At 39.6% G+C, this 23837-nt stretch carries 25 protein-coding genes; 11 read left to right on the forward strand and 14 right to left on the reverse strand.

All coding sequences use genetic code 11. The features are described from left to right. From flgN to SHI21_RS01720, 8 genes are all read right to left on the reverse strand, one after another. Positions 1-492 (reverse strand): flagellar export chaperone FlgN, encoded by a 492-nt coding sequence (gene flgN, locus SHI21_RS01685; protein ID WP_323574386.1) that lies wholly within the window; start codon positions 490-492, stop codon positions 1-3. Between the two features lie 41 nt (positions 493-533). Then, positions 534-851, reverse strand: coding sequence for a flagellar biosynthesis anti-sigma factor FlgM (gene flgM / locus SHI21_RS01690; RefSeq protein ID WP_323574387.1), 318 nt, complete (start codon positions 849-851; stop codon positions 534-536). After that, on the reverse strand, positions 848-1360 hold the full coding sequence (locus tag SHI21_RS01695) for a rod-binding protein (protein WP_323574388.1): 513 nt from the start codon (positions 1358-1360) through the stop codon (positions 848-850). The genes flgM and SHI21_RS01695 overlap by 4 nt, the downstream gene beginning before the upstream one ends. A 97-nt stretch (positions 1361-1457) precedes the next feature. Continuing rightward, entirely contained in the window at positions 1458-2462 is a 1005-nt protein-coding gene (flgI, locus tag SHI21_RS01700; protein ID WP_323574389.1) for a flagellar basal body P-ring protein FlgI, read from the reverse strand. A 3-nt stretch (positions 2463-2465) separates the two neighbouring features. Beyond that, positions 2466-3251: a flagellar basal body L-ring protein FlgH gene (locus SHI21_RS01705; protein ID WP_323574390.1), complete on the reverse strand. Its 786-nt coding sequence runs from the start codon at positions 3249-3251 to the stop codon at positions 2466-2468. Next, on the reverse strand, positions 3248-4141 hold the full coding sequence (locus SHI21_RS01710) for a flagella basal body P-ring formation protein FlgA (RefSeq protein WP_323574391.1): 894 nt from the start codon (positions 4139-4141) through the stop codon (positions 3248-3250). The genes SHI21_RS01705 and SHI21_RS01710 overlap by 4 nt, the downstream gene beginning before the upstream one ends. Positions 4142-4149: 8 nt before the next feature. After that, a complete protein-coding gene (flgG, locus tag SHI21_RS01715; RefSeq protein WP_323574392.1) occupies positions 4150-4992 on the reverse strand; it encodes a flagellar basal-body rod protein FlgG in 843 nt (280 codons plus the stop codon). A 25-nt stretch (positions 4993-5017) separates the two neighbouring features. Further along, positions 5018-5857, reverse strand: coding sequence for a flagellar hook-basal body protein (locus SHI21_RS01720; RefSeq protein ID WP_323574393.1), 840 nt, complete (start codon positions 5855-5857; stop codon positions 5018-5020). A gap of 250 nt (positions 5858-6107) precedes the next feature. Here SHI21_RS01720 and SHI21_RS01725 point away from each other — a divergent pair, with 250 nt between their 5' ends. From SHI21_RS01725 to SHI21_RS01740, 4 genes are all read left to right on the forward strand, one after another. Further along, complete coding sequence (locus SHI21_RS01725) at positions 6108-6314, forward strand: exodeoxyribonuclease VII small subunit (protein ID WP_323574394.1); 207 nt, start codon at positions 6108-6110, stop codon at positions 6312-6314. Next, a complete protein-coding gene (locus SHI21_RS01730) occupies positions 6315-7361 on the forward strand; it encodes a patatin-like phospholipase family protein (protein ID WP_323574395.1) in 1047 nt (348 codons plus the stop codon). A 21-nt stretch (positions 7362-7382) separates the two neighbouring features. After that, positions 7383-10058, forward strand: coding sequence for a penicillin-binding protein 1A (locus SHI21_RS01735; protein ID WP_323574396.1), 2676 nt, complete (start codon positions 7383-7385; stop codon positions 10056-10058). Between the two features lie 129 nt (positions 10059-10187). Further along, positions 10188-11192, forward strand: coding sequence for a cell envelope integrity protein TolA (locus SHI21_RS01740; RefSeq protein ID WP_323574397.1), 1005 nt, complete (start codon positions 10188-10190; stop codon positions 11190-11192). 121 nt (positions 11193-11313) lie between these two features. Here the strand turns inward: SHI21_RS01740 and SHI21_RS01745 are convergent, their stop codons facing one another. The 4 genes from SHI21_RS01745 to SHI21_RS01760 all read right to left on the reverse strand — a co-directional run bounded on the left by SHI21_RS01745 (position 11314) and on the right by SHI21_RS01760 (position 14231). Continuing rightward, positions 11314-11613, reverse strand: coding sequence for a hypothetical protein (locus SHI21_RS01745; protein WP_323574398.1), 300 nt, complete (start codon positions 11611-11613; stop codon positions 11314-11316). 259 nt (positions 11614-11872) lie between these two features. After that, complete coding sequence (gcvH, locus tag SHI21_RS01750; RefSeq protein WP_323574399.1) at positions 11873-12262, reverse strand: glycine cleavage system protein GcvH; 390 nt, start codon at positions 12260-12262, stop codon at positions 11873-11875. Further along, positions 12262-13338: a glycine cleavage system aminomethyltransferase GcvT gene (gcvT, locus tag SHI21_RS01755; RefSeq protein ID WP_323574400.1), complete on the reverse strand. Its 1077-nt coding sequence runs from the start codon at positions 13336-13338 to the stop codon at positions 12262-12264. The genes gcvH and gcvT overlap by 1 nt, the downstream gene beginning before the upstream one ends. Before the next feature lie 26 nt (positions 13339-13364). Further along, positions 13365-14231: a bifunctional 5,10-methylenetetrahydrofolate dehydrogenase/5,10-methenyltetrahydrofolate cyclohydrolase gene (locus SHI21_RS01760; protein WP_323574401.1), complete on the reverse strand. Its 867-nt coding sequence runs from the start codon at positions 14229-14231 to the stop codon at positions 13365-13367. Between the two features lie 76 nt (positions 14232-14307). Between SHI21_RS01760 and SHI21_RS01765 the strand changes: the two genes are divergently transcribed. From SHI21_RS01765 to ruvB, 4 genes are read left to right on the forward strand one after another with little or no spacing between them, the layout of a single operon-like run. Next, entirely contained in the window at positions 14308-14481 is a 174-nt protein-coding gene (locus tag SHI21_RS01765; RefSeq protein WP_323574402.1) for a hypothetical protein, read from the forward strand. Further along, a complete protein-coding gene (ruvC, locus tag SHI21_RS01770) occupies positions 14478-14978 on the forward strand; it encodes a crossover junction endodeoxyribonuclease RuvC (protein WP_323574403.1) in 501 nt (166 codons plus the stop codon). Before SHI21_RS01765 ends, ruvC begins: the two co-directional genes overlap by 4 nt. Beyond that, positions 14975-15640 (forward strand): Holliday junction branch migration protein RuvA, encoded by a 666-nt coding sequence (gene ruvA / locus SHI21_RS01775; protein WP_323574404.1) that lies wholly within the window; start codon positions 14975-14977, stop codon positions 15638-15640. The genes ruvC and ruvA overlap by 4 nt, the downstream gene beginning before the upstream one ends. 3 nt (positions 15641-15643) lie before the next feature. Continuing rightward, on the forward strand, positions 15644-16666 hold the full coding sequence (gene ruvB, locus SHI21_RS01780; protein ID WP_323574405.1) for a Holliday junction branch migration DNA helicase RuvB: 1023 nt from the start codon (positions 15644-15646) through the stop codon (positions 16664-16666). Here the strand turns inward: ruvB and SHI21_RS01785 are convergent, their stop codons facing one another. Together SHI21_RS01785 and SHI21_RS01790 are read right to left on the reverse strand one after the other, a co-directional pair. Continuing rightward, positions 16667-17098 carry a hotdog fold thioesterase gene (locus SHI21_RS01785; RefSeq protein ID WP_323574406.1) on the reverse strand — a complete coding sequence of 144 codons (432 nt, stop codon included), beginning with the start codon at positions 17096-17098 and terminating at the stop codon, positions 16667-16669. Positions 17099-17107: 9 nt separating this feature from the next. Next, complete coding sequence (locus tag SHI21_RS01790; RefSeq protein ID WP_323574407.1) at positions 17108-18130, reverse strand: hypothetical protein; 1023 nt, start codon at positions 18128-18130, stop codon at positions 17108-17110. A gap of 197 nt (positions 18131-18327) precedes the next feature. Between SHI21_RS01790 and SHI21_RS01795 the strand changes: the two genes are divergently transcribed. The 3 genes from SHI21_RS01795 to SHI21_RS01805 all read left to right on the forward strand — a co-directional run bounded on the left by SHI21_RS01795 (position 18328) and on the right by SHI21_RS01805 (position 23834). Next, entirely contained in the window at positions 18328-20835 is a 2508-nt protein-coding gene (locus SHI21_RS01795; RefSeq protein ID WP_323574408.1) for a tail fiber domain-containing protein, read from the forward strand. A gap of 307 nt (positions 20836-21142) precedes the next feature. Then, a complete protein-coding gene (gene lpxC, locus SHI21_RS01800) occupies positions 21143-22063 on the forward strand; it encodes a UDP-3-O-acyl-N-acetylglucosamine deacetylase (RefSeq protein WP_323574409.1) in 921 nt (306 codons plus the stop codon). 52 nt (positions 22064-22115) lie between these two features. Next, positions 22116-23834 carry a proline--tRNA ligase gene (locus tag SHI21_RS01805; RefSeq protein WP_323574410.1) on the forward strand — a complete coding sequence of 573 codons (1719 nt, stop codon included), beginning with the start codon at positions 22116-22118 and terminating at the stop codon, positions 23832-23834. Positions 23835-23837: the final 3 nt, after the last annotated feature.

The raw sequence follows: 23837 nt of genomic DNA on the forward strand, positions 1-23837 counted from the left end.
TTAAGTGCTCGTACTGACAGCTGAGCCTCGCGCCGAATAAGTCGAGAAGTTTTTTTTCCCCGAAGCTTCGAGACGGATTTGCTGAAGTGAGTGTAGTGCTTTATTAATAAAAAGTTGGTTGCGTTTATTTTGTGCCTGGATCTTCTCGATAATATCGATCAAAAGAGCATTAAAGCGGAACAGGTGCTTTTGATTGCTTTCTATTTCGTACTCAGACATCACTGTAAGTAGTACCGAAACGCTGTCGATATTTCTGCCAGGGTATAATTCATTTAATTCTTTGATTAAATCGCGACGAACTAATTCAAGTGTCCCGATTCTTTTAATGCATTCGTTTTTTTCTTCGATTTTTTCTTCAAGAAGCTCTAATTCGCTTTGAAGTAAGAGAGAGTATTCGTCACAAGTTAAATTGAAAAGATCGTTATGTTCTTCACATAACTGTTTCCAGAGGCTTGTTACTTGAAAATATAAAGAGGCCAGTTGTTCTTTCATTCGATGATCCATCCTAGATATCGATTACAGTAGGAGAGTTATTAGAACTCTTGTTCCATAATTTTGTCAGCTAAATCTCCAGCGTCTACTTGGTAAGTACCAGCTTGGATTTGTGCTTTTAATCTTGCGATTTTATCTGTGTTATCAATCGCAGGAGCAGCATCCGCTACTTTTTTAATGCGAGAGAAGTCTTTAATTGCGTCCGGGATTTCTACTTTAGAATCGTTTTTTGAAAACGTTTCAAGCTCATCTCTTCTTACTTCAGAGTTTCTTTGTAATCCAGTCGATCCAACCTTACTGCTTTCGCGTTTGTTAGGAAGGAAAATCGAGCGTGATGATGTGCTGTCGATTTTGCTCATAGCAAGCCTCCGTCTTCTTTCGTTCCAACAAGAGCTTTTTCGTCGGAAACTGGGTTAGAATCATTCTTCCCCATTTCAATTGTATCAGTCTTCCTGTCAATTTTATAGCTAGGCAAATTATGGTGGATGCGGTTGTTTTGGGCCTCATATTGCTTCAGGGCCATCTCATTTCGCATCCTTTTGGGATATATTTGATTCAAAATCATGTCCTGCAGCCCTAAATTGTTCTGCGCTGTCATGGTTTTGGCACGTTCGCTCTTTTGAAGGGACTTATAATAGTCCATTCCCATACCGCCACCTTCGGTTTCAGCTTCATCTACTGTGCGGCTCATTTGATCGAGCATCATCTCAGCAAACTGCTGTTCCATTCCTGCGGCCACTTCTTTGTATTGTTTCGGGATGTACTGACGATCATCAATCTGAGGGCCTTGATCGAGAGCTTTTGGTTTCGCCTGAGTATTGACTGCAATACCGGGCAAGGTCTGTGGATTAATTTTGGTATCACTCATTGGGACTCTTCCTAAGTTTATGAGTTCTAAGTCTTAAAAATTTTATCACCAATGAGGGATCAAATGCTAGATATAAAATTTACAAAGCATCATGCTTTTAAATTAGTTCAATCTCACCCACAAGAGCACCATCGCGCTTAAGTGTCTGAAAAATTGATATCAAGTCATCCGGACCTACACCAAAAGCATTTAAGCTTTTGACTAAATCACTCAAGGTTGTTCCTTTTTCCATGTAATAAATACTTCCGGGCTTAGCTGCTTTCGCATCTCCTTCGCCTTTTACTTCAACTGTCAGGTCACCATGGCTGATGGCCACAGGTCTCACCATAATATCTCCACCAGCTACAATCGTTCCGGTTCTTTCGTTGATCACGATTTTTGCGACAGAGTCAGTATTCACTTTGAAGTTTTCAATGATGGCCATTAACTGAACCACGTTTCTTTCATATTGATTAGGAACAACCAGGTCAATCGTTGTTGCATCTTTTGCTGAAGCAAACTTTCCACCTAATTCTTCATTGATCACTTTTTCAATACGGGCCGCTGTCGTGAAGTCCGGGTTATTAAGCGCAAGTCGTAGTGAATTCTTTTTTTCGAATTCAGTCACGATTTCTTTTTCAACTGTTGCTCCACCTGGAAGAGTGGCAGTTGTCGCAAATTTTGACCCTTTTTTCATTCCACCAATTGATAGTGGACCAGCACCTACAGCGTAGATATTTCCGTCACCAGCCTTTAGTGGAGTCACTAGAAGTGTCCCACCAGCTAGAGAAGAAGCGTCTCCAATACTAGATACAATTAGATCTACTTTCTGTCCTACGCGAGCAAACGCTGGAAGTTTAGCTGTAACAACAACTGCTGCAACGTTTTTTGAACTTACTTCTGACTTAGGATTTAATCCTAGTTTTTCAAACATTTTTTTAAGTGATGTATTTGTGATTTCTCCACCACCGTCACCAGTACCAGCTAGACCGATAACTAGTCCATAACCAATAATTGGGTTTTCGCGAACACCCTTAACACTCACGATGTCTTTTAATCGTGACGGAGCTGCAAACGTTGGAGTTGCCAATAGAAGAGAAAGTGCAATAGCTGTAACTTTCATGAATTACCTCACAACCGTAACGTTTGATTCTAGGATCGCATCTGAGCTTACAGAATCGTTATCTTGAATATCTTTTCTAGATACCAGTGCCTGTACTTCAACCATTCTCTTTCTGTTTTTGAAAAGAACGTTTTTTCTTCCTTTGATTAATAAATGCTCGCGGTTGATTTCTTCTACAACAACACCTGAAATCTTATCTGTGTCTGCTGAAGAATCAGCTGCAGCGGTTGCAGCTGCTGGGGCACCGGGTGCTGCCGCCGCAGGAGTCGCTACAGATGCAGGAGCTTTTCCACTATTTTCATATGGGTTTTCAGGGAAAGCACGCTTTAGTTCAAGAGTGATCTCGTTTCTAAGTTTTGTAAGAACATTAATTTGAATAATGTCTCCAGAACTTTTACTTTTGCTTGTTGAAAATAAGAAGGCATTAGCGTCTCCGCCGCCCCATAAGCTTCCATCATTTCCAGTGTCAGTTAAATCACTGGCCGTTGTTCTCTTAAGAGCAACTCGCTCGTCTTGATATTGTCTTTTTACTTCAGGGTTAACCATTTTTTGTGTGTTTGTTGAAACTTCACCGCGGTCTCTTCCTGGCTTGTTATAAACAGAAGACGTTCTTCTTTTTGTATTTTTTCTGTATTGGTCGAATTGATCTGGATACACCTGATTATCTTCTTCAGCATCCGCAGCGACTCTTTCTTGACGATCGAGGTCTTTATACATGTTATCGACGAACGATCCGCACGATGTAAGTAGAGTTAGAGAAGACATAAGGATTAGGCTTGTAAATTTCATAGTTCGATCACCACTTTGTTAAAGTCGACAACTTTTCCAGCTATATTTTTATTATTAGGACCTTTTAGTTCAATCACTTCACCAAAATGAGCAGAACGCAGAGGCATTGCTGTCTTTTGAAGAGAGATACTTTGACTCACAAGAGTCACGCTGACAGGGGTTCCGTAGTTAATCAGGTTTACCGCTTGTAAATCTAAATTAGAAACAACTGCATTTTGAACGATGGTCTTATTTGATTTATAAAAACCAATATTATCCAGAGTCGTCAGAGCATTTTCAGGAGTCATCGTCATAACTTCTTCGAAATAGAAGTCGTTGGCATCTAAAGTTTTTTGTTGAAAGCTGATATTTCTTTTTGCTTTTACTACTTTCACTTTTGCCATAATTTTTGAAGAAAACCACAGTGTTCTGCTGGTGTTTGAAACAACGTTAGCGACATCAATCTTAATATTTTTTTCACCAAAACTCTGGCATGAATCACAAACGGCTCTCATTTGTTCACCTTCAGATAATCCAAGCGAGGTGATTCCATTGAGAGATCTTGCTTGTGAGAAATAAAGATTAGAGTCGGGGATTAGCTGGTCTCTTAAAGCAGCATTGAAATCAAGAAGAGAGAGTTTTTTCGTTGTGAAGTGAATTTGCACATCAGAGAATTCTTTTTGAAGTTCTGATTTAAGAAAATCACTACCTACAGTTCCTTCTGAGCTAGATACAAGAGAAGCAAGTTTATTAGAAATTTCAGGAGAGCAAGTCGAGTCTTTAACTAAATCTCTCGCTTGAAGTGCTTGGTTAGCATTCAATCGATAGATTTTAGAAAACAGCTCAATTTCACACTCAGAAGCGTAAAGGTTGAAAGATGTGAATAGTAAAATTGAGAAAAAATATTTCATTAAACTATTTACCTGATGTTGTTAATTGTTTGCATCATTTGATCGGCCACACCCATAACTTTTGAGTTCATCTCATAAGCTCTTTGTGCGCGAATCAAATCAGTCATTTCTGTCATCGGGCTTACGTTAGAAGCTTCAAGCGCTCCTTGCATAATCGCTCCAGCACTATCCATTCCAGGAATTCCTTGAACTGGCTGGCCGCTTGAAAGTGAAATTTGATAAAGGTTCATACCAGTCGATTTTAATCCTACCGGGTTTACAAAAGTGAAAATGGGCATCTGACCAACTTCTGTCGGAGTCGCTCCACCTTTAGTGAAGGCTTCCATTTTTCCATCTTCAGAAATTGAAACTGTCGACGTATTAGGTGGGAAACTAAATCCCGGATAAATTTTGTAACCTTGTTTATTAACTAATTGTCCTTGAGCATCGACGTTGAATGATCCATCACGTGTGAACTTTAATTCACCGTTTGGCATGATGACTCCGAAGAATCCATCACCGTTTATCATAAGATCGAAAGGGTTGTTTGTGATTTGAGGAGCACCATTAGTAAATTCTTTTCTAACAGAAGACACTCTCGCTCCAGAACCAACTTGCGTTCCTACGTTGTAAGTTGTCGAGGCAGAAGACCTTGCTCCTGCTTCTTGAACTGTTTCATAAGTAAGGTCGTCGATTTCTGTACGACCTCTTTTAAATCCAGTCGTGTTAACGTTCGCGATATTGTTAGAAATCGTGTTGACGTTAGTTTCCTGGGCACTCATTCCCGAAGCTGCCGTGTGAAGGGCCTTAAGCATTGCCTGCGCTTCCTGCATAGTCGCCAAACTAATCGTCATCAGAAAGATTTTAGTCATTTTATTTTTCAAAACTCACACCCTCTTAAAATTTAGATATTTCGTTAACTGCTTTCGCACTCATTGTGTCGTAGGTCTTAATTACTCTTTGAATCGATTCGAAATTTCGGTTCGCATTAATAAGATTCGACATTTCCCCAACAGCGTTGACGTTTGATTGCTCAACAAAGCCCTGGTGAACGCTGGTTTTTGACTCACCAACTTTAATATTTTTTTGATCTGGATTAATGAAAAGGTTGTTACCTTCTTTTCTTAGAGCGTGAATATCGTTGAATTCTGTAAGGGCAAGATCACCGACTTTATTTTGTCCGTTGAAAACTTCACCATCAAGACTGACTGAGAATTTTCCGGTACCAATATTGATCGCGCGTGATTCAGGAGCTGTTGCTAGATTTAATTTACCATCGGCCGTAGCTATTGGTGGAGCGTCTTTAGAGAGAACTAAAAACCCTTGATCAGTCACCAGTTTTCCATCATTGCTAATACTGAAAGCGCCGTTTCGTGAAAAACGAACACCATTAGGAGTCAGGACTTCGTAAAATCCCGGACCACTTAAAGCATTATCAAAAAAGTTTCCAGTTTGTGCGAGCTGACCTTGTTCGTGAACTGTATATGAGCCGTCGACTTTCACAAAAGAGTCTTCAGCATTATAAGAGCGGTAAAAGTCTTCGGGCTTCCATTCTTTTTGTGGAAGATCGATTCCTTGTTGGTCGCCACCTTTCTCCAGAGCAGCTAAGTACTCCTTAAAGACGACTTGGTCCCTCTTAAATCCCGGTGTATTTATATTTGCCACGTTATTAGCGATTGTCTCAACATTTCTTTGTTGAGCAATTGCGCCTGATAGTGGCACCCAAAGTTCTCTCAAAAGTTTCCTCCGATTTGAGATGGACTATTAAGTTAACTATAGCGTGCGTGGTGCCAATATCCCTACATAGGTAAAATTATCCCTCTAAAGCGCTTCCAAGTAAGTGCCCGATAATGTATCTTTACACTAAGATGACATTAGGAAGAAGCGGAAGATTTAGATCGTTAGGTGTGTAATTTTTGACACATTATACAGGTCTAAAAAAGTCAGCTAATGAAATTGAGTTTTACCCTAAATAAAGAGGCACATAATGACTAAGAAGAAATCTTTTGAAGATTCATTGAAAGAGCTGGAAAATATAGTATCCAAACTAGAATCTGGTGAACTGCCGCTTGAAAAAAGCTTAGAAGAATTTGAAGTGGGCACACGTTTATACAAAGAGTGTAAAGACCAGTTATCAATTGCGGAAAAAAAGATCGCTCTATTAACAGATAGTTTAAAAGAAGAAGAACTTTAGATGAAAAGAATATTTCTCTGCTCTTTATTAATCGTGCTTACAGCTTGTTCTGGAATCCAGCAGCTGCCGCCTAAACCAGTTCCGGGATCACAACCAGCAGCACATCAAAATGCTCCTGCTCAAGTTGATATAGGGCTGACAGATGAGATTGGTATTAATGGTGGATCAACTCCGCAATTAATTCCCAACGAAGAAACTGTTCGTCTGGGAGACAGGGGGGGAGATATTTTCACACCAGTTGAAGACTCGGCAACAATTGGCCAGGGCGTTTCAAAAAAACTACGTATCGGACTGAGTTTAGGCCCGGGTCTTTACCGTACGATTAATTACGTTTCCCTTTTAAAGTTTTTAGAAAGACAAAACCTGAATCCGCAAGTGATTACAGGAACTGGTTTCGGTGCCATCGTTGCAGCAATGTACGCGAGTGGTATGACTCCTGAAGTGATTGAGTGGAACTTCTACCGCTACTTCAAAGAAAAAAGAAAATATCGCCCATATGAATCTGAATGGCTGGAAGAAGTAGATAATCTTTTATTAGATAAACTAAAAAATAAAACAATTCAGGATACTCCTAAAAAGTTTTACATCACTCTTTATAACTCAAAGACAAAGAAGACTTATTATTTCGATAAAGGAAATATCCGCGAGTTACTTCTATTAAACTTAAAGTTAAGCAATTCAGTTGATCTTAGAAAACCTGGAATCCAATACACTACTGCTTTTGAAAATGAAGTTTTCAATGCAGGACTTATGAAGAGACTAGGTGTGGACTTTGCTATCGGTGCTGACGTTCTAGGTTCAAAGTTTGATTTTGAAGATTCAAATGAATTCCTGATTGGGGTTTTCGGCAGAGCTGCCGGAAGAATCACTCGAGAGAAAAAAGGTTTTGATTATTTCTATTCAATCCCACTTCAGAAAATGAGTTTAGATTCAACTGAAAACGGGGCGTTCTATTTATTAAAAACTCAAGAATATGTTGAAGCACAGTCGAGTCGACTTAAAAAATTGATTCAACAAAAAATTTCTTCGGGTAAAGCAGCTGAGTAAAAGGATTTACAAGGATCGATGATGAAGAGTTTAATCGTTAGAATTATCTTCGCACTACTGGGAGTTGGACTCCTGGCCGGAATGACGGGTGCATTGGCATTTACATATTTCAATCTGGACTTACCAAAGATTGATAAACTTCAGGATTATAAGCCAAATCTTGCTTCGCAAATTATCTCAAAAGATGGAGTGATCCTGGCCGAACTTGGTCTGGAGAAAAGAGAAATCGTTGAGATGAAAGATGTCCCTCAAAGAGTGATCGATGCATTCTTATCGGCTGAAGATGATAAATTCTTCGAGCACAAAGGTGTCGACTATTGGGGATTATCGCGTGCGATGTTTGCAAACTTTAAAGCGGGGAGAGTTGTGCAGGGTGGATCGACGATCACTCAGCAGGTTGCCAAATCCCTTCTACTTAGTTCTGAGCGCTCAATCACCAGAAAGTTAAAAGACTTTATTCTTGCCCAAAGAATTGAAGAAAAATTAACCAAAAAAGAAATTCTCTATTTATACCTGAACCAGGTTTATCTTGGTGGTGGTTATTACGGTGTTAAAGCGGCCGCTCGTGGATATTATAATAAAGAACTAAAGAATATGACGGTTGCTGAATCAGCAATGCTGGCAGGTCTTCTGGTTGCTCCAGGGAAGTATTCACCTTTTGTGAACCCCCACGCAGCGAGAATGAGACAAGGTTATGTTTTAGGGCGTATGCACACCCTGAAAAAAATTACCGATGCTCAATATAAAGAAGCCTTGAAAGAGCAGACTGTTTATCACATTAATGAAGACATTCTTAAGGCCGGGTATTTTACAGAATGGGTAAGACAAAAAGTTGTTGAAGCTGTTGGAGAAAAATCATTCTTAGTTGATGGATTTAAAATTAAAACAACTCTTGATTGGGATCTGCAACAAGTTGCAGAAGATCAAATTCAAAGAGGGATTAAAGAAATTGATAAGCGTCAGGGATACAAAGGCCCATTCGCTCATATCGGAAATGAAGAGTTCGAGAAGTTTGAAAAACAAGCAAGAAAAACGCTGTTCAAAAACAAATCAACTTTTTTCACGATCAATGAAAAGAACGAAAAAATCTATGAGTACCATTTCGATGAGAAAGCTTACGATCAGATGAGATCAGAGATTACAGATCAGGAAACTGCTTCTGGAGATGAAAACTTTGTCCATGGTTTAGCTGCCAATGACAACATCATCAACACTCTAAAAACAAACACTCAATATGAAGCAGTTATTACAAAAGTTGATGATGGACTAAGATTAATTCACGTCTCTCTTGCTGGATCGCCTGGGATTATTCCTTTTGATTATTTCAAATGGGCCCACAAGAGAAGTATCAACGAAAACACTGGTTACTATCAGGAAGTTTCAAAACCTTCGACGATTTTGCGTGTAGGGGATTTAGTCTACGTTCAGATGGTTAAAAACTCTGTGCAGTTAGCTCCTTATTTAAATAAAGATGGAACGGCCCTTCTAACAAAAATGAAGAGTGCTGCTTTAGTGCGCAATCAAAAATACATTTTATGTCAGCTTGATCAAGTGGCCGAAGTTCAAGGTGCAATCTTTTCAATGGATGCTAAAACGGGTGACATCGTAAGCTACGTTGGAGGAAGCAATTACAATACTTCTAAATTCAATCGTGTTGTTCAGGCCAAGAGACAACCAGGTTCTTCATTTAAGCCAATCCTTTTTGCAGCTGCACTGGAAAATGGATACACGCCTTCAACCATCATCATGGATACACCAGAAGCAATGCCAGGGTTTGACTCTGCTTCAAGCTGGAAACCAAAAAACTATGATGGAGGTTATAAAGGGCCGGTTACATTCCGTCAGTCTTTGGAAGAATCAAGAAACATTCCGACAATTAAAATCGCTGATAAAGTTGGTGTAAGTAATATTCTAAAATTCGCCAACAGAATTGGATTCAACGCTAAGCTTGAGGCTAACCTAAGTATCGCTCTTGGAACTTTTGGAGTTTCTCCTCGCGATATGGTGACAACTTATGCAATTTTCGCCAATGGTGGACGTTTTGTTACACCAAGAGGGATTGTTTCAGTTGTTGACCGCGATGGAAAAAAATACGCCATTAATGAAGTTGAAAAAGATATGAAAATTCCGGCATCAGTTGATGAAGAAAAATCAGCTGACGAAATTGGAGTGGCACAAACTGGAAATCCATACACAAGAAATCTTTCGGGAAGACAAGTGTACGATCCACGTTTAGCTTATGTAATGTCGAACCTTTTAAGAGGTGTTATTTCTTCTGGTACCGGTGGAGCTGCTCGCGAGCTTGGGCCAAACGTAGCAGGGAAAACTGGGACAACGAACGACTATATTGATGCTTGGTTTGTTGGGTTTACTCCTAATATTGTGACAGCAGTATGGACAGGATTTGATGACAACAAGACTCTAGGCTTCGGTGAAACTGGTGGACGTTCACCTATTTCCGTATGGAAAGAGTATATGCGCGCGACAATAAGAAAATACGGCGACGATTCATTTGAAGTACCGGCCGGAATTACTCAAGCATGGATTGAGAAAAAAACTGGTCGTAAAGTTGCACCTAATTCAGCAGGATCTATATTGGAGTCTTATGCAGAAATGCCGGACATTCCAGTGGAAGAAGGTGGAACTGCTCAAAAAACAAGGCCATTAGGCGATGATGAGTATTTTGAAAATCAATAGACGATAAATTAAGTTATGGCCGGAAAATCTTAAGGAGACTCCGGCTTAACTTTTGTCTCCCTTTTTCCGATAATATCCTTATAGAGTCTCGTCACGGGTGACGACTGATTGGTGAATTAAGGAAGAAATATGAAATTACTAAAAATTGACCGCCAAAAAATTTCGTATTCATTCCTATTTTCGATGGCCATTCACTTTAGTTTTTTAGCTTTCATGGTGAAGGTTAATACAGAAAATCATTTCGTAACTCCCAACGAACAACTTTTAAAAGCAGCAAAACTTGCAGATAAAGGTAACTCATTCGACTCAGTAAAAATCATCTCAAAAAAACAACTTCAAGCGATCAAAGACAGCCAGAATAAACAGGTCGTTGCCAATGAAACAAATGGCAAGCTCGATCGCCCGCTAGATTCACGTTTTTTAGGTGAAAAAGACCAGACGTTCGAGCGTCAGACAATTGCTCGCGCTAATGGATCTTTTAAAGAGGCCGGATTAGGTAAAAAAACAGGCTCTAAAACGACACTTGCTCAAGCTGAACCGAAAGCTCAGAAAGTAGCAACAACACCGCCCAAAAAGGCCAAAAAACAACTTACACTGAGTGATCTTGGTGGATTTAAGATGGCCGATGTAGAAAAAATGCAAAAAGAGGCCGAAACTCTGGATGAAATGACGAAAACTCTGGCAAAAGAATCTGTCGCTGGAGCTGAAGGTGTTGATAGAGGAAAACTAGGGAAAACTGGTCTTGCTCAAAACAATGACTTCGTTGAAGAAGTTCCATTGGGAGATATGACGAATCTAAATACGACAGAGTTTAAATACTATGGATTCTATCACCGCATCCGCCAGAAATTAGAACAACACTGGGGAAGCTCAATTAAAGACAAAGCTAAAAACTTATACCGTTCAGGTAGAAGAATGCCGGCGAGTGAAAACCTAATCACGTCCGTAGCAGTGACTCTTGATGAAACAGGAAAAATTGTAGATATGCAGATTGAAGGAACTTCTGGAGTAAGAGAACTCGATCAAGCAGCGATCGAGTCCTTTAATAAAGCTGGCCCGTTCCCAAACCCTCCGAAAGGTTTATTAGTTGGCGGCAGGGCCACAATTCAATGGGGATTCGTAGTCAAATCTTAGAATCGTTTAAAAATACCATCTACGTCGTTGCTATCGTCTTTCGTTCGTCGAAGTACTAACGTACATCTCCTCTCTCAATCCTCTGCGCCTAGCATCTGGCACTTTTAAACAATTCTAAAAATTAGTGTTGGATATTATTTTTTAGAAGGTCTTTCAGTTTCCCGATTCCTTCCATTAGAACGTAATCGTTCCAAATCGAATCTAGCTCTCTTAGCGTTTCAATAATTGAAATCGCAGCTTGATCCTTAGACATTTTTTCTTCTTCAGCTAAGTGATCAACAGCAACTAGTAATGCGTTCATAACTGGAGAGTTACAAGTCTTCGCAAGTCTTTCTTCATAACTAGCATTGATTCTTTTCTCTTTGCTTTTTATGACTGCAGTATTGAGAAGCTGAATTGCGTCCTGTTTTTCAGACATCATATAATAGTGGATCCCATTCGATTTTTATTATCAGTTCTTTGTGTAGGACAGAAGTATGGTGTTTTTAATAATCTTCGTAAAGATTTTTTTAGGCAAAATTTTTTCTGAGAAATCAATCATAGTCTGAAAAAAATTCTAAATAATTTCACACGTAAAATTAAGTATTTTTTAAGTTTTTACTGCGTAAATTACACTCGCAAAATACCTCTTTCAAAGTATTTTGCGAGTAAGTTATCGAAAGTTTTAAATTACAAAAGAATTATAGTGTTGATAGAAAATTTTGGTAGTCAGACGCAGAAAGTAGAGAATTTAGCTCAGCAGGATTGCTAAGTTTGATTTTAATCAACCAAGCGTTTCCATATGGCTCAGCATTGCAAAGTTCAGGAGCGTTTACCACTTCTGCATTTGTCGCTAAAACAGTTCCCGCTAATGGCGAAAAAAGATCAGATACAGATTTAATTGATTCAACAACACCAAAAGTTTGGTGACTATTTAGTGTCTTACCTACTTCTGGAAGTTCAACGAAAACGATATCTCCAAGTGCTGATTGTGCAAAATCAGTAATACCGATAGTTACAGTATCTCCTTCAACTTTTGCCCATTCATGGTCTTTTGTGTACTTCAGTTCCGATGGAATAGTGTTACTCATTACTTGTGTCCTCCGTTTACGAAAGCTTTCGTGTGAAAGTTCGCTTCATAGTTAGTATTTCTAATGTTGATTAAGTATTTTTTATCAGCAGGAGCTTTCGCTTTTTCAATGAGAGCAAGTGCCACGCCTTTACCAGTCACAACTGACATTGTTCCCGATGTTACTGTTCCAACTTTTTGTCCTTCAGTGTTTAAAACGTCATATCCTTCGCGAGGAATACCGCGCTCAAGAGATAATTTTACTAATTGGAATTTGGGTTTGTAGGCTTCAAGCGCTGCTTTACCAATAAAATCAGCTTTCGCCATTTTCACAGTCCATCCAAGGCCAGCATCAAGTGGAGTCACTGTATCGTTGATTTCATGCCCGTATAGAGGGTAACAAACTTCAACACGTAACACGTCTCTAGCTGCTAATCCACAAGGTCTAACACCATTGAAGATTAACTTATCCCATAAGTGTCTTGCATAGTGGTGGCTTGAGAAAACTTCAAATCCATCTTCCCCAGTGTATCCAGTGCGAGCAACGATAATTTTCTCACCTTCGTGAGTTGTTTCCAGGATTGAGTAGTATGGGAAGTCTGTTGGAAGTTTTATTCCAAAGTCGCGTAAAATTAATTCAGCTTTTGGCCCCTGAAGCGCAATGAGAGAGAAATCATCTGAAAGATTTGATAGTTCGCAGTTGAAAGATCCAACTTTAGAACTGATCCATTCCCAGTCTTTAGCGATATTAGAAGCGTTCACACAAATTAAAACGCGGTCTGTGCCTAATTTGTAAGCGATTAAGTCATCAATCACTGTTCCATCTTCACGGCAAAGTGGAGAGTAAACAGCTTTTAATATCTCTGCGTTTTTAAAATCATTTGTTACAATATGATCAACGAATGCAATCGCATCCGGACCAATAACAAAAAATTCTCCCATGTGACTAACATCGAAAACACCAGCGTGTTCTCTTACGGCCATTACTTCTTCTTTAACTGAAGAGTATTGTAGTGGCATATCGTAGCCAGCAAACGGCGCCATTTTAGCATTTAGTGCAAGGTGCGCTTCATGCAATGAAGTTTTTAAAAGTGTCATTGTGTATCTCCTAGAAGAAAAGAGTTCTAAAGAGATAACCTGTTTTTACTAGCTTGTAAAAGGTTTTGCGCTAGTGAAACAATGGTCATTGGACCCACTCCACCAGGAACTGGAGTGATGGCAGAAACGTGATCGACAACTTTTTCAAAGTAAACGTCGCCGCATAACTGGCCTTGAGTGTCAGTGTTCATACCAACATCGATAATAACTTGATTTTTATTAGCAGAAAGATAACTTTCATCAATAAAGTTAGCCTTACCAATTGCACTGACAAGAATGTCACATTTTTTTGTAAGATCTTTTAGATTTTCTGTGTGCGAATGACAAAGAGTTACTGTCGCATTGTGATTTGTAAGAAGCATTGCAAGAGGTTTTCCGACAATCATACTTCTACCGATAATCACCACGTGTTTTCCAGCAACACTAATTTGGCTTTCTTGCATCAAAGTAAGAATTCCCTTGGGCGTACAAGAAATAAAATCGTGTTGGTCACCGTTATTACTTAAAAGAGCATAAAGATTTTCCGGATGAAATCCATCAACGTCTTTTTCCTTTTTAACTAAACGTCCTACGTCTAAATGCGAAAGATGTTTAGGCAACGGCATTTGAATAATACAGCCATGAACTGAATCATCGCTGTTAATTTCATTAATTGTGTTTAGGAATTCAGCTTCAGAAATTTTTTCATCAAGAGTAACGATTTCACAAAGTGCACCGATTTTCTCACAGAATTTTTTCTTGCTTGTAGTGTAAATGACACTTGCGGGATCTGAACCAACCAGTACGACTTTCATAGAAGGAAAAATATTTTTTTCCTTTAGTGCCTTACATTCAGATTTAAGGCCTTTCGTGATCAGTTTTCTAACTGAGGCAGAATGAAGTAGTTGACTCATGCGTGAATGATACTAATTTATAGATCTTTTTACAAAGAAAAAAAACTTAAGTACGATTGAATTATCGAGGGATATTATGTTTTTTTATGTTGGTCTTGGGATGCAGTTAGTTGGGTTCGCTTCTGTTGGACTGTGTCTATTTGCTGGTCTTGCTAAAGGTGATTACGGAAAACTTGAATTGATCCAATTAATCGGTGGATCGTTGATGTTTTATATCGGAACTTTTGTCAAAGGCCGAGGTGCTAAGTGATTATTCTTGGAATTGACCCGGGATCGAGAAAAGCAGGTTATGCTTTAATTGATGTTCAGGGAAAAAAGATTTCTTACATCGCTTCAGGTGTTCTAAAATATGATCACGTTGACGAATTCTTAGAAAGACTAGGAATGATTTATCAAACGTGTGACGAGTTAATGAATAGGTATCAACCGGATGAAGTTTCAGTTGAAGCACTTATTTATGTAAAAAGTGTCGATGCTTTAAGTAAACTTGCTCAGGCAAGAGGAGCGATGATCGCAGCTTTCTCCCGTACAAGACTGGGGAAAATTTACGAATATGCACCAAATGCTGTGAAGTCATCGGTTACCGGTCACGGACATGCAGATAAAGACGCCATCAATAAAGCGATGACGATGATGTTTGGAAAATTAACTTTCAAAACATCAGATGAATCAGATGCCCTGGCGATTGCTGTTTGCCACGCACTTAACCGCAATATGAAATTAAGATTAATGGGGAAGACCGTATGATAGGATTTTTAACTGGCGAAGTTCTTTTTAGTGATGGAAGTGAATCAATCATTCAAACATCATCTGGAATCGGCTACCAGGTTTTCTACAATAAAGTTTTAGTTGAAGGAACTCTGGCAGCAATCTACGTTGCCCACATTGTTAAAGAAGACTCTGAAACGCTTTTTGGTTTTGGATCTCTTCGCGCAAAAAAACTTTTCGAAATGCTCTTAAGTGTAAAAGGAATCGGCCCTAAATCGGCCTACAACCTTATTTCTAATATCGGTGTGAACGAAATCATCAATGCCGTAAACCTTGAAGCTAAAGCAACGTTAACGAAAGTTCCGGGTCTTGGCGCTAAAGGTGCTGCTCAAATCGTTCTCGATTTAGCAGGGAAAATCGACCGCGTGAAAATGTATAGTGACTCTTCAAAAATTATTCGTGGCGGACTTGCTCCGGCCGCGAAATTAGATTTCTTATCAATGGAAGAAGTTGGCTTTGTTGAAGAAGTGGTAAAAGCAGGAGCGACTGGTCAGCACGAAATTATGAATGACACTCTTATGGCCTGCAAAGAACTGGGCTTTAGAGAAGATAAGATCATTCCCATCGCTCAGAAAATTCTCGGCGCAAATTTAATCACAAAACCAGAGCAGTTAATCCATCTGGTTCTTAAAGAATTATAAAATATGATTTTTGATAACGAAGACAATGCCCGTATGGTCGGTGGGGAATCCCACAATGAAGAATTCAAACATGAAGTTCTTCTGCGCCCAACTGATTTCAGCGAATATATTGGACAGAAAAAAGTCGTCCAGAATATCGACGTTATGGTTGAGTCGGCAAAAATCAGAAATTCAGCAATGGATCACGCACTATTATCAGGACCTCCTGGTTTAGGAAAAACTTCTCTTGCCATGATCATTGCCAAATCAATTGGTAGTGAACTGCATGTGATTTCGGGGCCGGGAATTGACAAAAAAGGTGACCTCGCGGCCATCCTTACGAACTTAGGTCCTCGTGACGTTTTATTCATCGATGAAATCCATCGCATGAATGTTGCAGTTGAAGAAATCCTGTATTCAGCAATGGAAGACTACCGCTTGGATATCGTTATTGGACAAGGCCCTAGTGCCCGCACAATGCAAATCCAGATCGCTCCATTCACATTAATTGGTGCGACGACAAGATCGGGTCTTTTATCAAACCCACTTCGTGATCGTTTCATGGCCCATTTGCATTTTGATTTTTACAATCATCATGAATTAAGTGAAATCGTAGAAAACAATTCTAAAAAATTGAATATCACTCTCGATAAAGCTGCCTTATATCTCATCGCTGCTTGCGCGCGTGGAACACCAAGAATTGCCAATAGAATATTGAGACGCGTTCGCGACTTCGCACTAGTGAAAGGCGAAAGCAAAATTTCAGAAGAGTCTGTTAAAAAATCTTTATCCCTGATGGAAATCGACTCATACGGATTAGACCGTATGGATAGAAAAATCCTTCAAGTTATCGAAGACTATTACAAGGGCGGACCTGTTGGGATTGAAACGCTGTGTGCGACCTTAGCAGAAGACCGCACAACAATCGAAGACGTCTATGAACCTTATCTTTTAAAAGAAGGATTTCTCCTTAGAACGCCTAGAGGAAGAGAGATCAGTCAGAAATCAAAAGAACATTTAGTAAAAATGAAAACTGACTTAATGTAGTTATTTTTTATTAACGATGGCCATGATGATTTTTGAATCACAGATCAATTTGTTTTCATCATTGAAGATTTCAATTCTCCACGTTTGAGAACTTCTTCCCATGTAAATCATCTTGGCAACACCACGGACATGACCTTTAGTTGCTGAACGAAGGTGAGTCGCTTCAATGTGCTGACCTACTGCCATTTTTTCTTTTGTATCAATAACCATATTGGCAGCTACACTTCCAAGTGTTTCAGCAAGTACGCAAGAGGCCCCGCCGTGTAGAAGGCGAGCAGGTTGAAATGTTCTTTCGTCAACTGGCATAGTCCCTTCAAGAGTATCGTCGCCAATTTTTGTCAGCTCGATTCCCAAGTGAGAAACCATTGTGTTTAGGCTCATTTTGCTTAATTGTACTAGAGAGACGTCTTTGTTAAACCAGATTGAACTCATAAATTTTCCTTAAAAAATGACAAAGCCGATTCCCACACCAATACGATTGATGGTCAGCTTCGTTGGCCCTTCAAGCATATGACGTTTATAAAGCAAATGGTAGGTAAATTGAGTTTCACCTTTCACACTTGCAAACAATGTAAAACGTTGTCCATCAAATTTATCTTCTGGTCTAGATGACGTTGTATCAGATTTTAGTGACTGCGAAATACTAGATTTCAAAAGTAACTTATAGTCGCGCACAAAAAACGTACGGGCGACTCCGGCAGTGGCATAAAATATTTTATTCTGATTTAAAGCAAGCGTTTCACCATCGATAAAATCATTCGTATTAAAAGTAGAGAATTGTTCATAATCAGCACCGCCATAAAAAGAAAGTGCATGCCATGCGGTTAGTTGTTGATAATAAAGATTGAATCCAATTTCTGCTTTTGTTTCAAGCTCACCTGCTGTCACATTATCACCACTGAGTTTTGAAGAGCGAAGACTCGACCAATAAAAACTCGAGTTAATCATACGGTTTGTTTTATCCAGCAAAACAGTGGTTCCAAGTCCTAGAGAGAAAGGAGAGTTTTGAGTACTCTTGATACTTCCTTCCTGAGTTTTAATCTGTTCCTGGAAATCCCCGACAGAAGCGGTATACATCGCAAAGAGAGTGTAGTTCTTATTTCCAAGAGGAGTTTCTGAATCTGAATTCAAAACATTGTAATTTGTCCCTCTGGTAAGTTTGGGAGCATAGGGATACGAGATGTAACTCGGATATGGGTACTCGATATAAATATTACTAAAAACGGGAATTGGATTCCAGGAATTGATCTGAGGATTCCACTGAACTAAATCTTTCTTAAAGTCCTCAATCCTCTTATTGTACTTAGCTTGATATTTGGGAATCAGTTTGGTTGCCACACTATCAAGTGTCTCTTTCCCCTTGATCATATACACGTCAGGTGTGCTTTCTGACTGAGCAAATACCTGAGGAGTGGCAAAAGAAAGTAGTAATACCGCGAGTATGCTTGTTGTAAATGTATTCATTCTTCAATTCTAATGGAATTTTTTTTAATTGCACTAGGCGGGGATTACCTACTAATCGAGGCACTTTTTCCAATGAAAGTGATAATACCAAAATGTAACTTATCCTAATTTAGAAGCCGATGAGGTAGTTAATAGAAGCGAGTTATAGTTAGATAAATATGAAACATCAGGTACTAATAGTCTTTTGTGTTTTGGCGATGTTCGGCTGTATAGTCGATAAAGGCGCAGTTTCAATTAGTGGAAAAAAGAAGGCCACAACCACTACTTCTCGAATTAACTCTGCCTCAATTTCTTCAGTTCAAATTATCAATAATCAATTAGTCATTACAGGGACAGGTCTTACGGCCGTAACTAATATTAAGGTTAGTGGAAATTCATTAAATAAAGATTTTAATATAGAATCTCAATCGGGCACTCAGATCATTGCTAATTCATTAAGTGTCTTTTCATTTGATGTTTCCAAAGTTTTTAATCTTATTTTATCCGATGCCAATGCAAGTGCGACTTTTCCAATAGATTTTTCAATTTGTAATTCAACTTTAAATGGCAAAAGTTTTAATTGCTCAATCACGGCGATGGATAAGGATGTTTTATCTTATGATGCTGTCTCTGGAACATGGAAACCACGTGCCGCTACTGGAACAAATTATCTTGGAGCGTTTAATGCTTCAGCAAATCCTCCAGCACCTACACCATCTCCATTTCCGGCCTCAGGTTCATATTATATTGTAAGCGCTGACGGAATGATCGGTGCTACTTCATTTGTGACAGGTGACTGGCTTATTTCCAACGGAACTGCTTGGCAGAAGATTGGAAATTCTACATTGGTTACTTCAGTTTTCTCACGCACAGGAAATATTGTTGCTCAGGAAGGAGATTACGATCTTGATAAATTAACAGACGTTGATTTATCAGTGGCCCCAATCTCTGGTAAAGTTTTAAAATTCAATGGTACTCATTGGGTGGCCGCAGATGATCTTTCAGCTGGCGGAGCAGGTTCCGTTGTGACGGCTTCAATTGCAGACAGTGCAGTTACAGACGCAAAGATCGTAACAATTGCTGCCTCAAAAATTACCGGTACAATTAACAGTACACAAATTCTCGATGGAACAATTGTAAACGCTGACATTAATGCAGCTGCTGCAATTGATTACTCGAAATTAAATATTCCTGCTGCTGCTATTCCTTATGCAAAACTAAATATCGCGAACGGTGATATTCCGTACGCAAAGTTAAATATTGCAAACGGAGAAATTCCGGCCGCAAAAATTTCAGGTCTTCCAGCAGCTACTGACATTTTAACAACGTCGATTATCAATAGTGATACGACTCATGCTCCTGATGCTGATTCTGTATTTGATGCTCTTTTAACAAAATTAAATCTCATCGGTGGCGGAACAATTTCTCTTGGAACAATTAATGGAATACCTACTCCTTCTTTTGGCGATGATGTGGCCAATAAAAGTTATGTCGATACACAAATCCCTTCTGTCATCGCTGATTCACCTGGGATAAGTGTGTGGGTTCCGGCCAATTCGATATTCGCAATGAAAGTGTGTCCAGGAACGTGGACTGACGTCGGTGTAACTGGAGCAGGCCCAAATTCTGCAACCTGTGATGGTGTTACATGTAGAGTTTGCCAAAGCCCAGCAACGAAAGGCCTAATGCCAGCTAGCTCGGTTGTTCTGATGGAATCTTGCCCTTATGGATGGGCCCCATTGGGAATAGTGATAGGACCTGGTAGCGCAGGATTGAATTATACTTATCAATCTTGTCAGTCTCCGGGCACTGATTCAAAAATTCCTCAAAATGCAAAAGTTATTATGAAAACATGTCCAACAGGATGGAGCGATCTCGCTATGTCTGGTGGCCCTTTGGCCGCGACTTGTTCAGGAACTAGTTGTCATGTTTGTGAAACACCAGGAAACAATACGACTGCAAGAGGTATGGTCGGTGGTGCTGGGGGAGTGACTGGCACTGGAGGAGAAATTTTCATCAAAGCAGGTGCCGGAGGAACAACATCTGGGCCAGGTGGAGATGTGAACATTACATCAGGGGCCACGACAGAGGGAGTAGCAGCTGGAGCGATTAATTTAACTGGAGGTATTGGAGCAGGAGCGGCCAATGGTGGAAGTATTAAACTTTCCGCAGGTACAGCTAGTGGAACAGGTGCCCTTGGTACAATTCTTCTCAATCCAACTAATGCTGGTTTCGTCGGAATAGGAACATTAACTCCAGCGTACACACTTGATGTTGTCGGTGGCGTAAACGCTTCAAGCGGATATACTTCAGTTTCAGACCGTAGACTAAAAAAGAATATCGTCACAATCGATGATGCTTTAATAAAAGTTTTAGGACTTCGCGGAGTCGAATTCGATTGGAAGAAAAATGACGAACACGAAATCGGATTAATCGCCCAAGAAGTCGAGGCGATCGTGCCAACTTTTGTAAAAACCGGAACAAATGGTTTCAAGGCCGTTAAATACTCCAACATCGTCGCACTTCTTATTGAAGCAATGAAAACAGAGCACAAACAAGTTCAAAAAAATCTCTCGATGATGAATACAATGCAAACAACTCTCGAAGAGCACTCAAGAGAAATCGCTTCTCTTGAAGAAGAGAATGTTCACTTGAAAAAAGAGAATGCTGATATCAAAATTCGATTAAGTAGGCTGGAAAAGGTCATTCTCCAAATGAAACACTGATTATTTCGAAGTAACCTAAACATTGGCTAGACCTCTATCTGCCTAAAATTATTGACAAATTTAGAACTAAACCAATCTAAATAACTCTTCTTTTATTGGAAATCTTTTCATAAGTTATGAATTTTCCCCTAGAAAAGACGAAAATAGAGTAATATAAGACTGCTCTTGTCGGGTATTGACCCGGCAAAGTTTTATTCTTCAGTCTAAGTCCCAACGGAGTTATAATAGTTTGTAGTTGCCAAAAAATTGCGCGACCATTAAATTATGAGAACTATTAGAGAATTAGTGAAATAGGTAACCAAATATAATGTTGAACCAACGTACTATTGCCAAGAAATTTTCAGTTACTGGTATCGGTATCCATTCCGGGAAAAAAGTAACAATGACTCTGCACCCTGCAGAGGCAGACACTGGCATTCAGTTTCAACGTACAGACATTCCTAACGCTCCAATTCTTCGCGCGACTGCCACGACAGTTGGTGCTACTGAAAACAATACGACAATTGGTGAAGGACAAAACGCTGTTCACACTGTTGAGCATTTACTCTCAGCTTTTTATGGTTTCGGAATCGAAAACGTTTTTTGCGAAATCAACGGGCCCGAAGTTCCAATCATGGATGGTTCAGGTGCATCTTTCGTTTTCCTTTTAAAGGAAACGGGAATTGTAACTCTTAACAAATCAAAAAAATTCTTAATCGTGCTTGAAAAAGTACGCGTTGAATTCGACGACAAGTGGGCGGAGATCGAACCTTCGTCAAAACTCATCATCGATTCAACAATTGTTTTCGCTCACCCGACAATCAAAACTCAAAACAAAGTTTTTGAATTCTCATGCGAAAACTACATCAATGAAATCGGCCGTGCCCGCACATTCGGTTTCGTAAAAGATGTTGATGCACTAAAAAGAAAAGGCTTAATTAAAGGTGGATCGTTAGATAACGCAATCGTTCTGGATGACTACAAGGTCATTAACCCAGAAGGTCTTCGTTTCGCTGACGAGTTCATTCGCCATAAAATTCTAGACACAGTAGGCGATATCGCGCTTATGGGTTATGAAATCGCTGGTAAAATTACGACTTACAAGTCAGGTCACCACGTTCACAATCTTCTGTGCAGAAAGCTTCTCGCTACTCCTTCTGCCTTTGAGATTGTTTCAGCTGCATCGCTTGAACGCGAGACAGTAGAGGCATTCGCACTCCCCAGAGCACTACAACCGTCATTTCATTAGTAAGTCGTTTGTAGTAACATCATTTTAATTTAATCTCACCAAAGGTATTCATATGAAACTTTCTCAAGGTTTTTGGCAAACGTATAAAGAAGTTCCAGCAGACGCTGAAATTGCTTCTCACCAATTAATGATTAGAACTGGTCTTATCCATAAGTCGGGTTCAGGTTTATATAACTATCTACCAATGGGTCTACGCTCAATTAGAAAAGTTGAAACTATCGTCCGCGAAGAATTAGATAAAATCGGATGTTTCGAAATCACAATGTCTGTCGTGACTCCAGGAGAGTTATGGCAAGAGACAGGTCGTTGGGACAAGATGGGCGGGCTTATGCTTCGCTTTAAAGATAAAAAAGGCGCTGACCTTTGTATCTCTCCAACTAACGAAGAGACTGTGACTGATATCTTCAGATCGACAATAAAATCTTATAAGCAGTTACCGGTTACACTTTATCAGATCAACACAAAATTCCGCGATGAAATTAGACCACGTTTCGGTTTGATGAGAGGACGCGAATTCACAATGAAAGACGCTTACTCTTTCCACTTGGACAAAGCGAGCTTGGACGTTGGCTACCAGGCCATGTACGACGCTTACACGGCGATCTTCACACGCCTTGGACTGGAATTCATTCCAGTTGAAGCAGACGGTGGAGCCATGGCCTCTGCAGATTCAAAAACTCACGAGTTCCAGGTTGTAGCAAACTCTGGTGAAGACTTAATCATTTACTCACAAGAAGCAAAATACGCTGCTAACATTGAAAAAGCTCAAACTAAAAAAGCTTCTGCTCCATACGACATGAACATTATTCCAATGAAAGAAGTGGAGACGATTAAAGCAGAAACAATCGATGCCGTAAGTAAGATGCTAGGATTAACATCAAACCAAAGCTTAAAATCGATGGTGTACACGGCAACAACTGGTGAAGTCTCAAAAATGATTCTTGCCATGGTTATTGGTGACGATTCAGTTAACGAAATCAAACTTCAAAACTTTTTAAAGTGCGATCACCTTGCTGCATCTTCTGAAGAAGAACTTAAAAAAGCAAAACTTTGGAAAGGCTATATCGGACCTGCTGGATTAGAAGACCAACTAGAAATTATCTTCGACAACGAAGTAAATGTTGAAGCTTCATATGTTATCGGTGCCAATAAAAAAGACGCTCACGTAAGTGGATTTAATCCAAAACGCGATATGAAAAAATTAACGATGGCAGACCTAAGACTTTCAAAAGCTGGCGACTTAACGATGGACGGAAAACACACTGTCGTTGAAAAACGCGGTATCGAAGTCGGTCACGTTTTCCAACTAGGTGACAAGTACACAAAAGCGATGAAAGTCGGTGTCCTTGATCAAAACGGAAAGCTAGCAACTCCATTAATGGGTTGTTACGGAATTGGAGTTACACGTGTTGTAGCTGCAGCGATTGAACAAAACCACGATGCCAATGGTATCGTCTGGCCAAAAGCAATCGCGCCATACGACGTTTACTTCGCAACAATTGTGAAAGCTCCTGAGTTCGCCCAAATCGCCGACGATATCTACGGCGACATGAAAAAAGCTGGTTTAGAAGTTGTTTACGACGACAGAAACGTAGGCCCAGGAAACAAATTTAAAGACTCAGATCTTTTAGGATTGCCATACAGAGTAGTCTTAGGAGAAAGAGACTTTGGTGCTTCTGGCGAGTTAGAAGTGATCGAGAGAAAAACAGGAACAATTACGAAAGTAAAAAGAGAAGACCTGATTTCGACTTTAAAAAACCTTTTGAAATAGGAT

It is taken from the genome of Bacteriovorax sp. PP10 (assembly GCF_035013165.1).
Classification (GTDB): domain Bacteria; phylum Bdellovibrionota; class Bacteriovoracia; order Bacteriovoracales; family Bacteriovoracaceae; genus Bacteriovorax; species Bacteriovorax antarcticus.

Bases quoted from the DNA above. Each gene is read 5' to 3' on its own strand.
- flgN (WP_323574386.1), bottom strand. From the start codon at position 492: ATGAAAGAACAACTGGCCTCTTTATATTTTCAAGTAACAAGCCTCTGG.
- flgM (WP_323574387.1), bottom strand. From the start codon at position 851: ATGAGCAAAATCGACAGCACATCATCACGCTCGATTTTCCTTCCTAAC.
- SHI21_RS01695 (WP_323574388.1), bottom strand. From the start codon at position 1,360: ATGAGTGATACCAAAATTAATCCACAGACCTTGCCCGGTATTGCAGTC.
- flgI (WP_323574389.1), bottom strand. From the start codon at position 2,462: ATGAAAGTTACAGCTATTGCACTTTCTCTTCTATTGGCAACTCCAACG.
- SHI21_RS01705 (WP_323574390.1), bottom strand. From the start codon at position 3,251: ATGAAATTTACAAGCCTAATCCTTATGTCTTCTCTAACTCTACTTACA.
- SHI21_RS01710 (WP_323574391.1), bottom strand. From the start codon at position 4,141: ATGAAATATTTTTTCTCAATTTTACTATTCACATCTTTCAACCTTTAC.
- flgG (WP_323574392.1), bottom strand. From the start codon at position 4,992: ATGACTAAAATCTTTCTGATGACGATTAGTTTGGCGACTATGCAGGAA.
- SHI21_RS01725 (WP_323574394.1), top strand. From the start codon at position 6,108: ATGACTAAGAAGAAATCTTTTGAAGATTCATTGAAAGAGCTGGAAAAT.
- SHI21_RS01730 (WP_323574395.1), top strand. From the start codon at position 6,315: ATGAAAAGAATATTTCTCTGCTCTTTATTAATCGTGCTTACAGCTTGT.
- SHI21_RS01735 (WP_323574396.1), top strand. From the start codon at position 7,383: ATGAAGAGTTTAATCGTTAGAATTATCTTCGCACTACTGGGAGTTGGA.
- SHI21_RS01740 (WP_323574397.1), top strand. From the start codon at position 10,188: ATGAAATTACTAAAAATTGACCGCCAAAAAATTTCGTATTCATTCCTA.
- SHI21_RS01745 (WP_323574398.1), bottom strand. From the start codon at position 11,613: ATGATGTCTGAAAAACAGGACGCAATTCAGCTTCTCAATACTGCAGTC.
- gcvH (WP_323574399.1), bottom strand. From the start codon at position 12,262: ATGAGTAACACTATTCCATCGGAACTGAAGTACACAAAAGACCATGAA.
- gcvT (WP_323574400.1), bottom strand. From the start codon at position 13,338: ATGACACTTTTAAAAACTTCATTGCATGAAGCGCACCTTGCACTAAAT.
- SHI21_RS01760 (WP_323574401.1), bottom strand. From the start codon at position 14,231: ATGAGTCAACTACTTCATTCTGCCTCAGTTAGAAAACTGATCACGAAA.
- SHI21_RS01765 (WP_323574402.1), top strand. From the start codon at position 14,308: ATGTTTTTTTATGTTGGTCTTGGGATGCAGTTAGTTGGGTTCGCTTCT.
- ruvA (WP_323574404.1), top strand. From the start codon at position 14,975: ATGATAGGATTTTTAACTGGCGAAGTTCTTTTTAGTGATGGAAGTGAA.
- ruvB (WP_323574405.1), top strand. From the start codon at position 15,644: ATGATTTTTGATAACGAAGACAATGCCCGTATGGTCGGTGGGGAATCC.
- SHI21_RS01785 (WP_323574406.1), bottom strand. From the start codon at position 17,098: ATGAGTTCAATCTGGTTTAACAAAGACGTCTCTCTAGTACAATTAAGC.
- SHI21_RS01790 (WP_323574407.1), bottom strand. From the start codon at position 18,130: ATGAATACATTTACAACAAGCATACTCGCGGTATTACTACTTTCTTTT.
- SHI21_RS01795 (WP_323574408.1), top strand. From the start codon at position 18,328: ATGTTCGGCTGTATAGTCGATAAAGGCGCAGTTTCAATTAGTGGAAAA.
- lpxC (WP_323574409.1), top strand. From the start codon at position 21,143: ATGTTGAACCAACGTACTATTGCCAAGAAATTTTCAGTTACTGGTATC.
- SHI21_RS01805 (WP_323574410.1), top strand. From the start codon at position 22,116: ATGAAACTTTCTCAAGGTTTTTGGCAAACGTATAAAGAAGTTCCAGCA.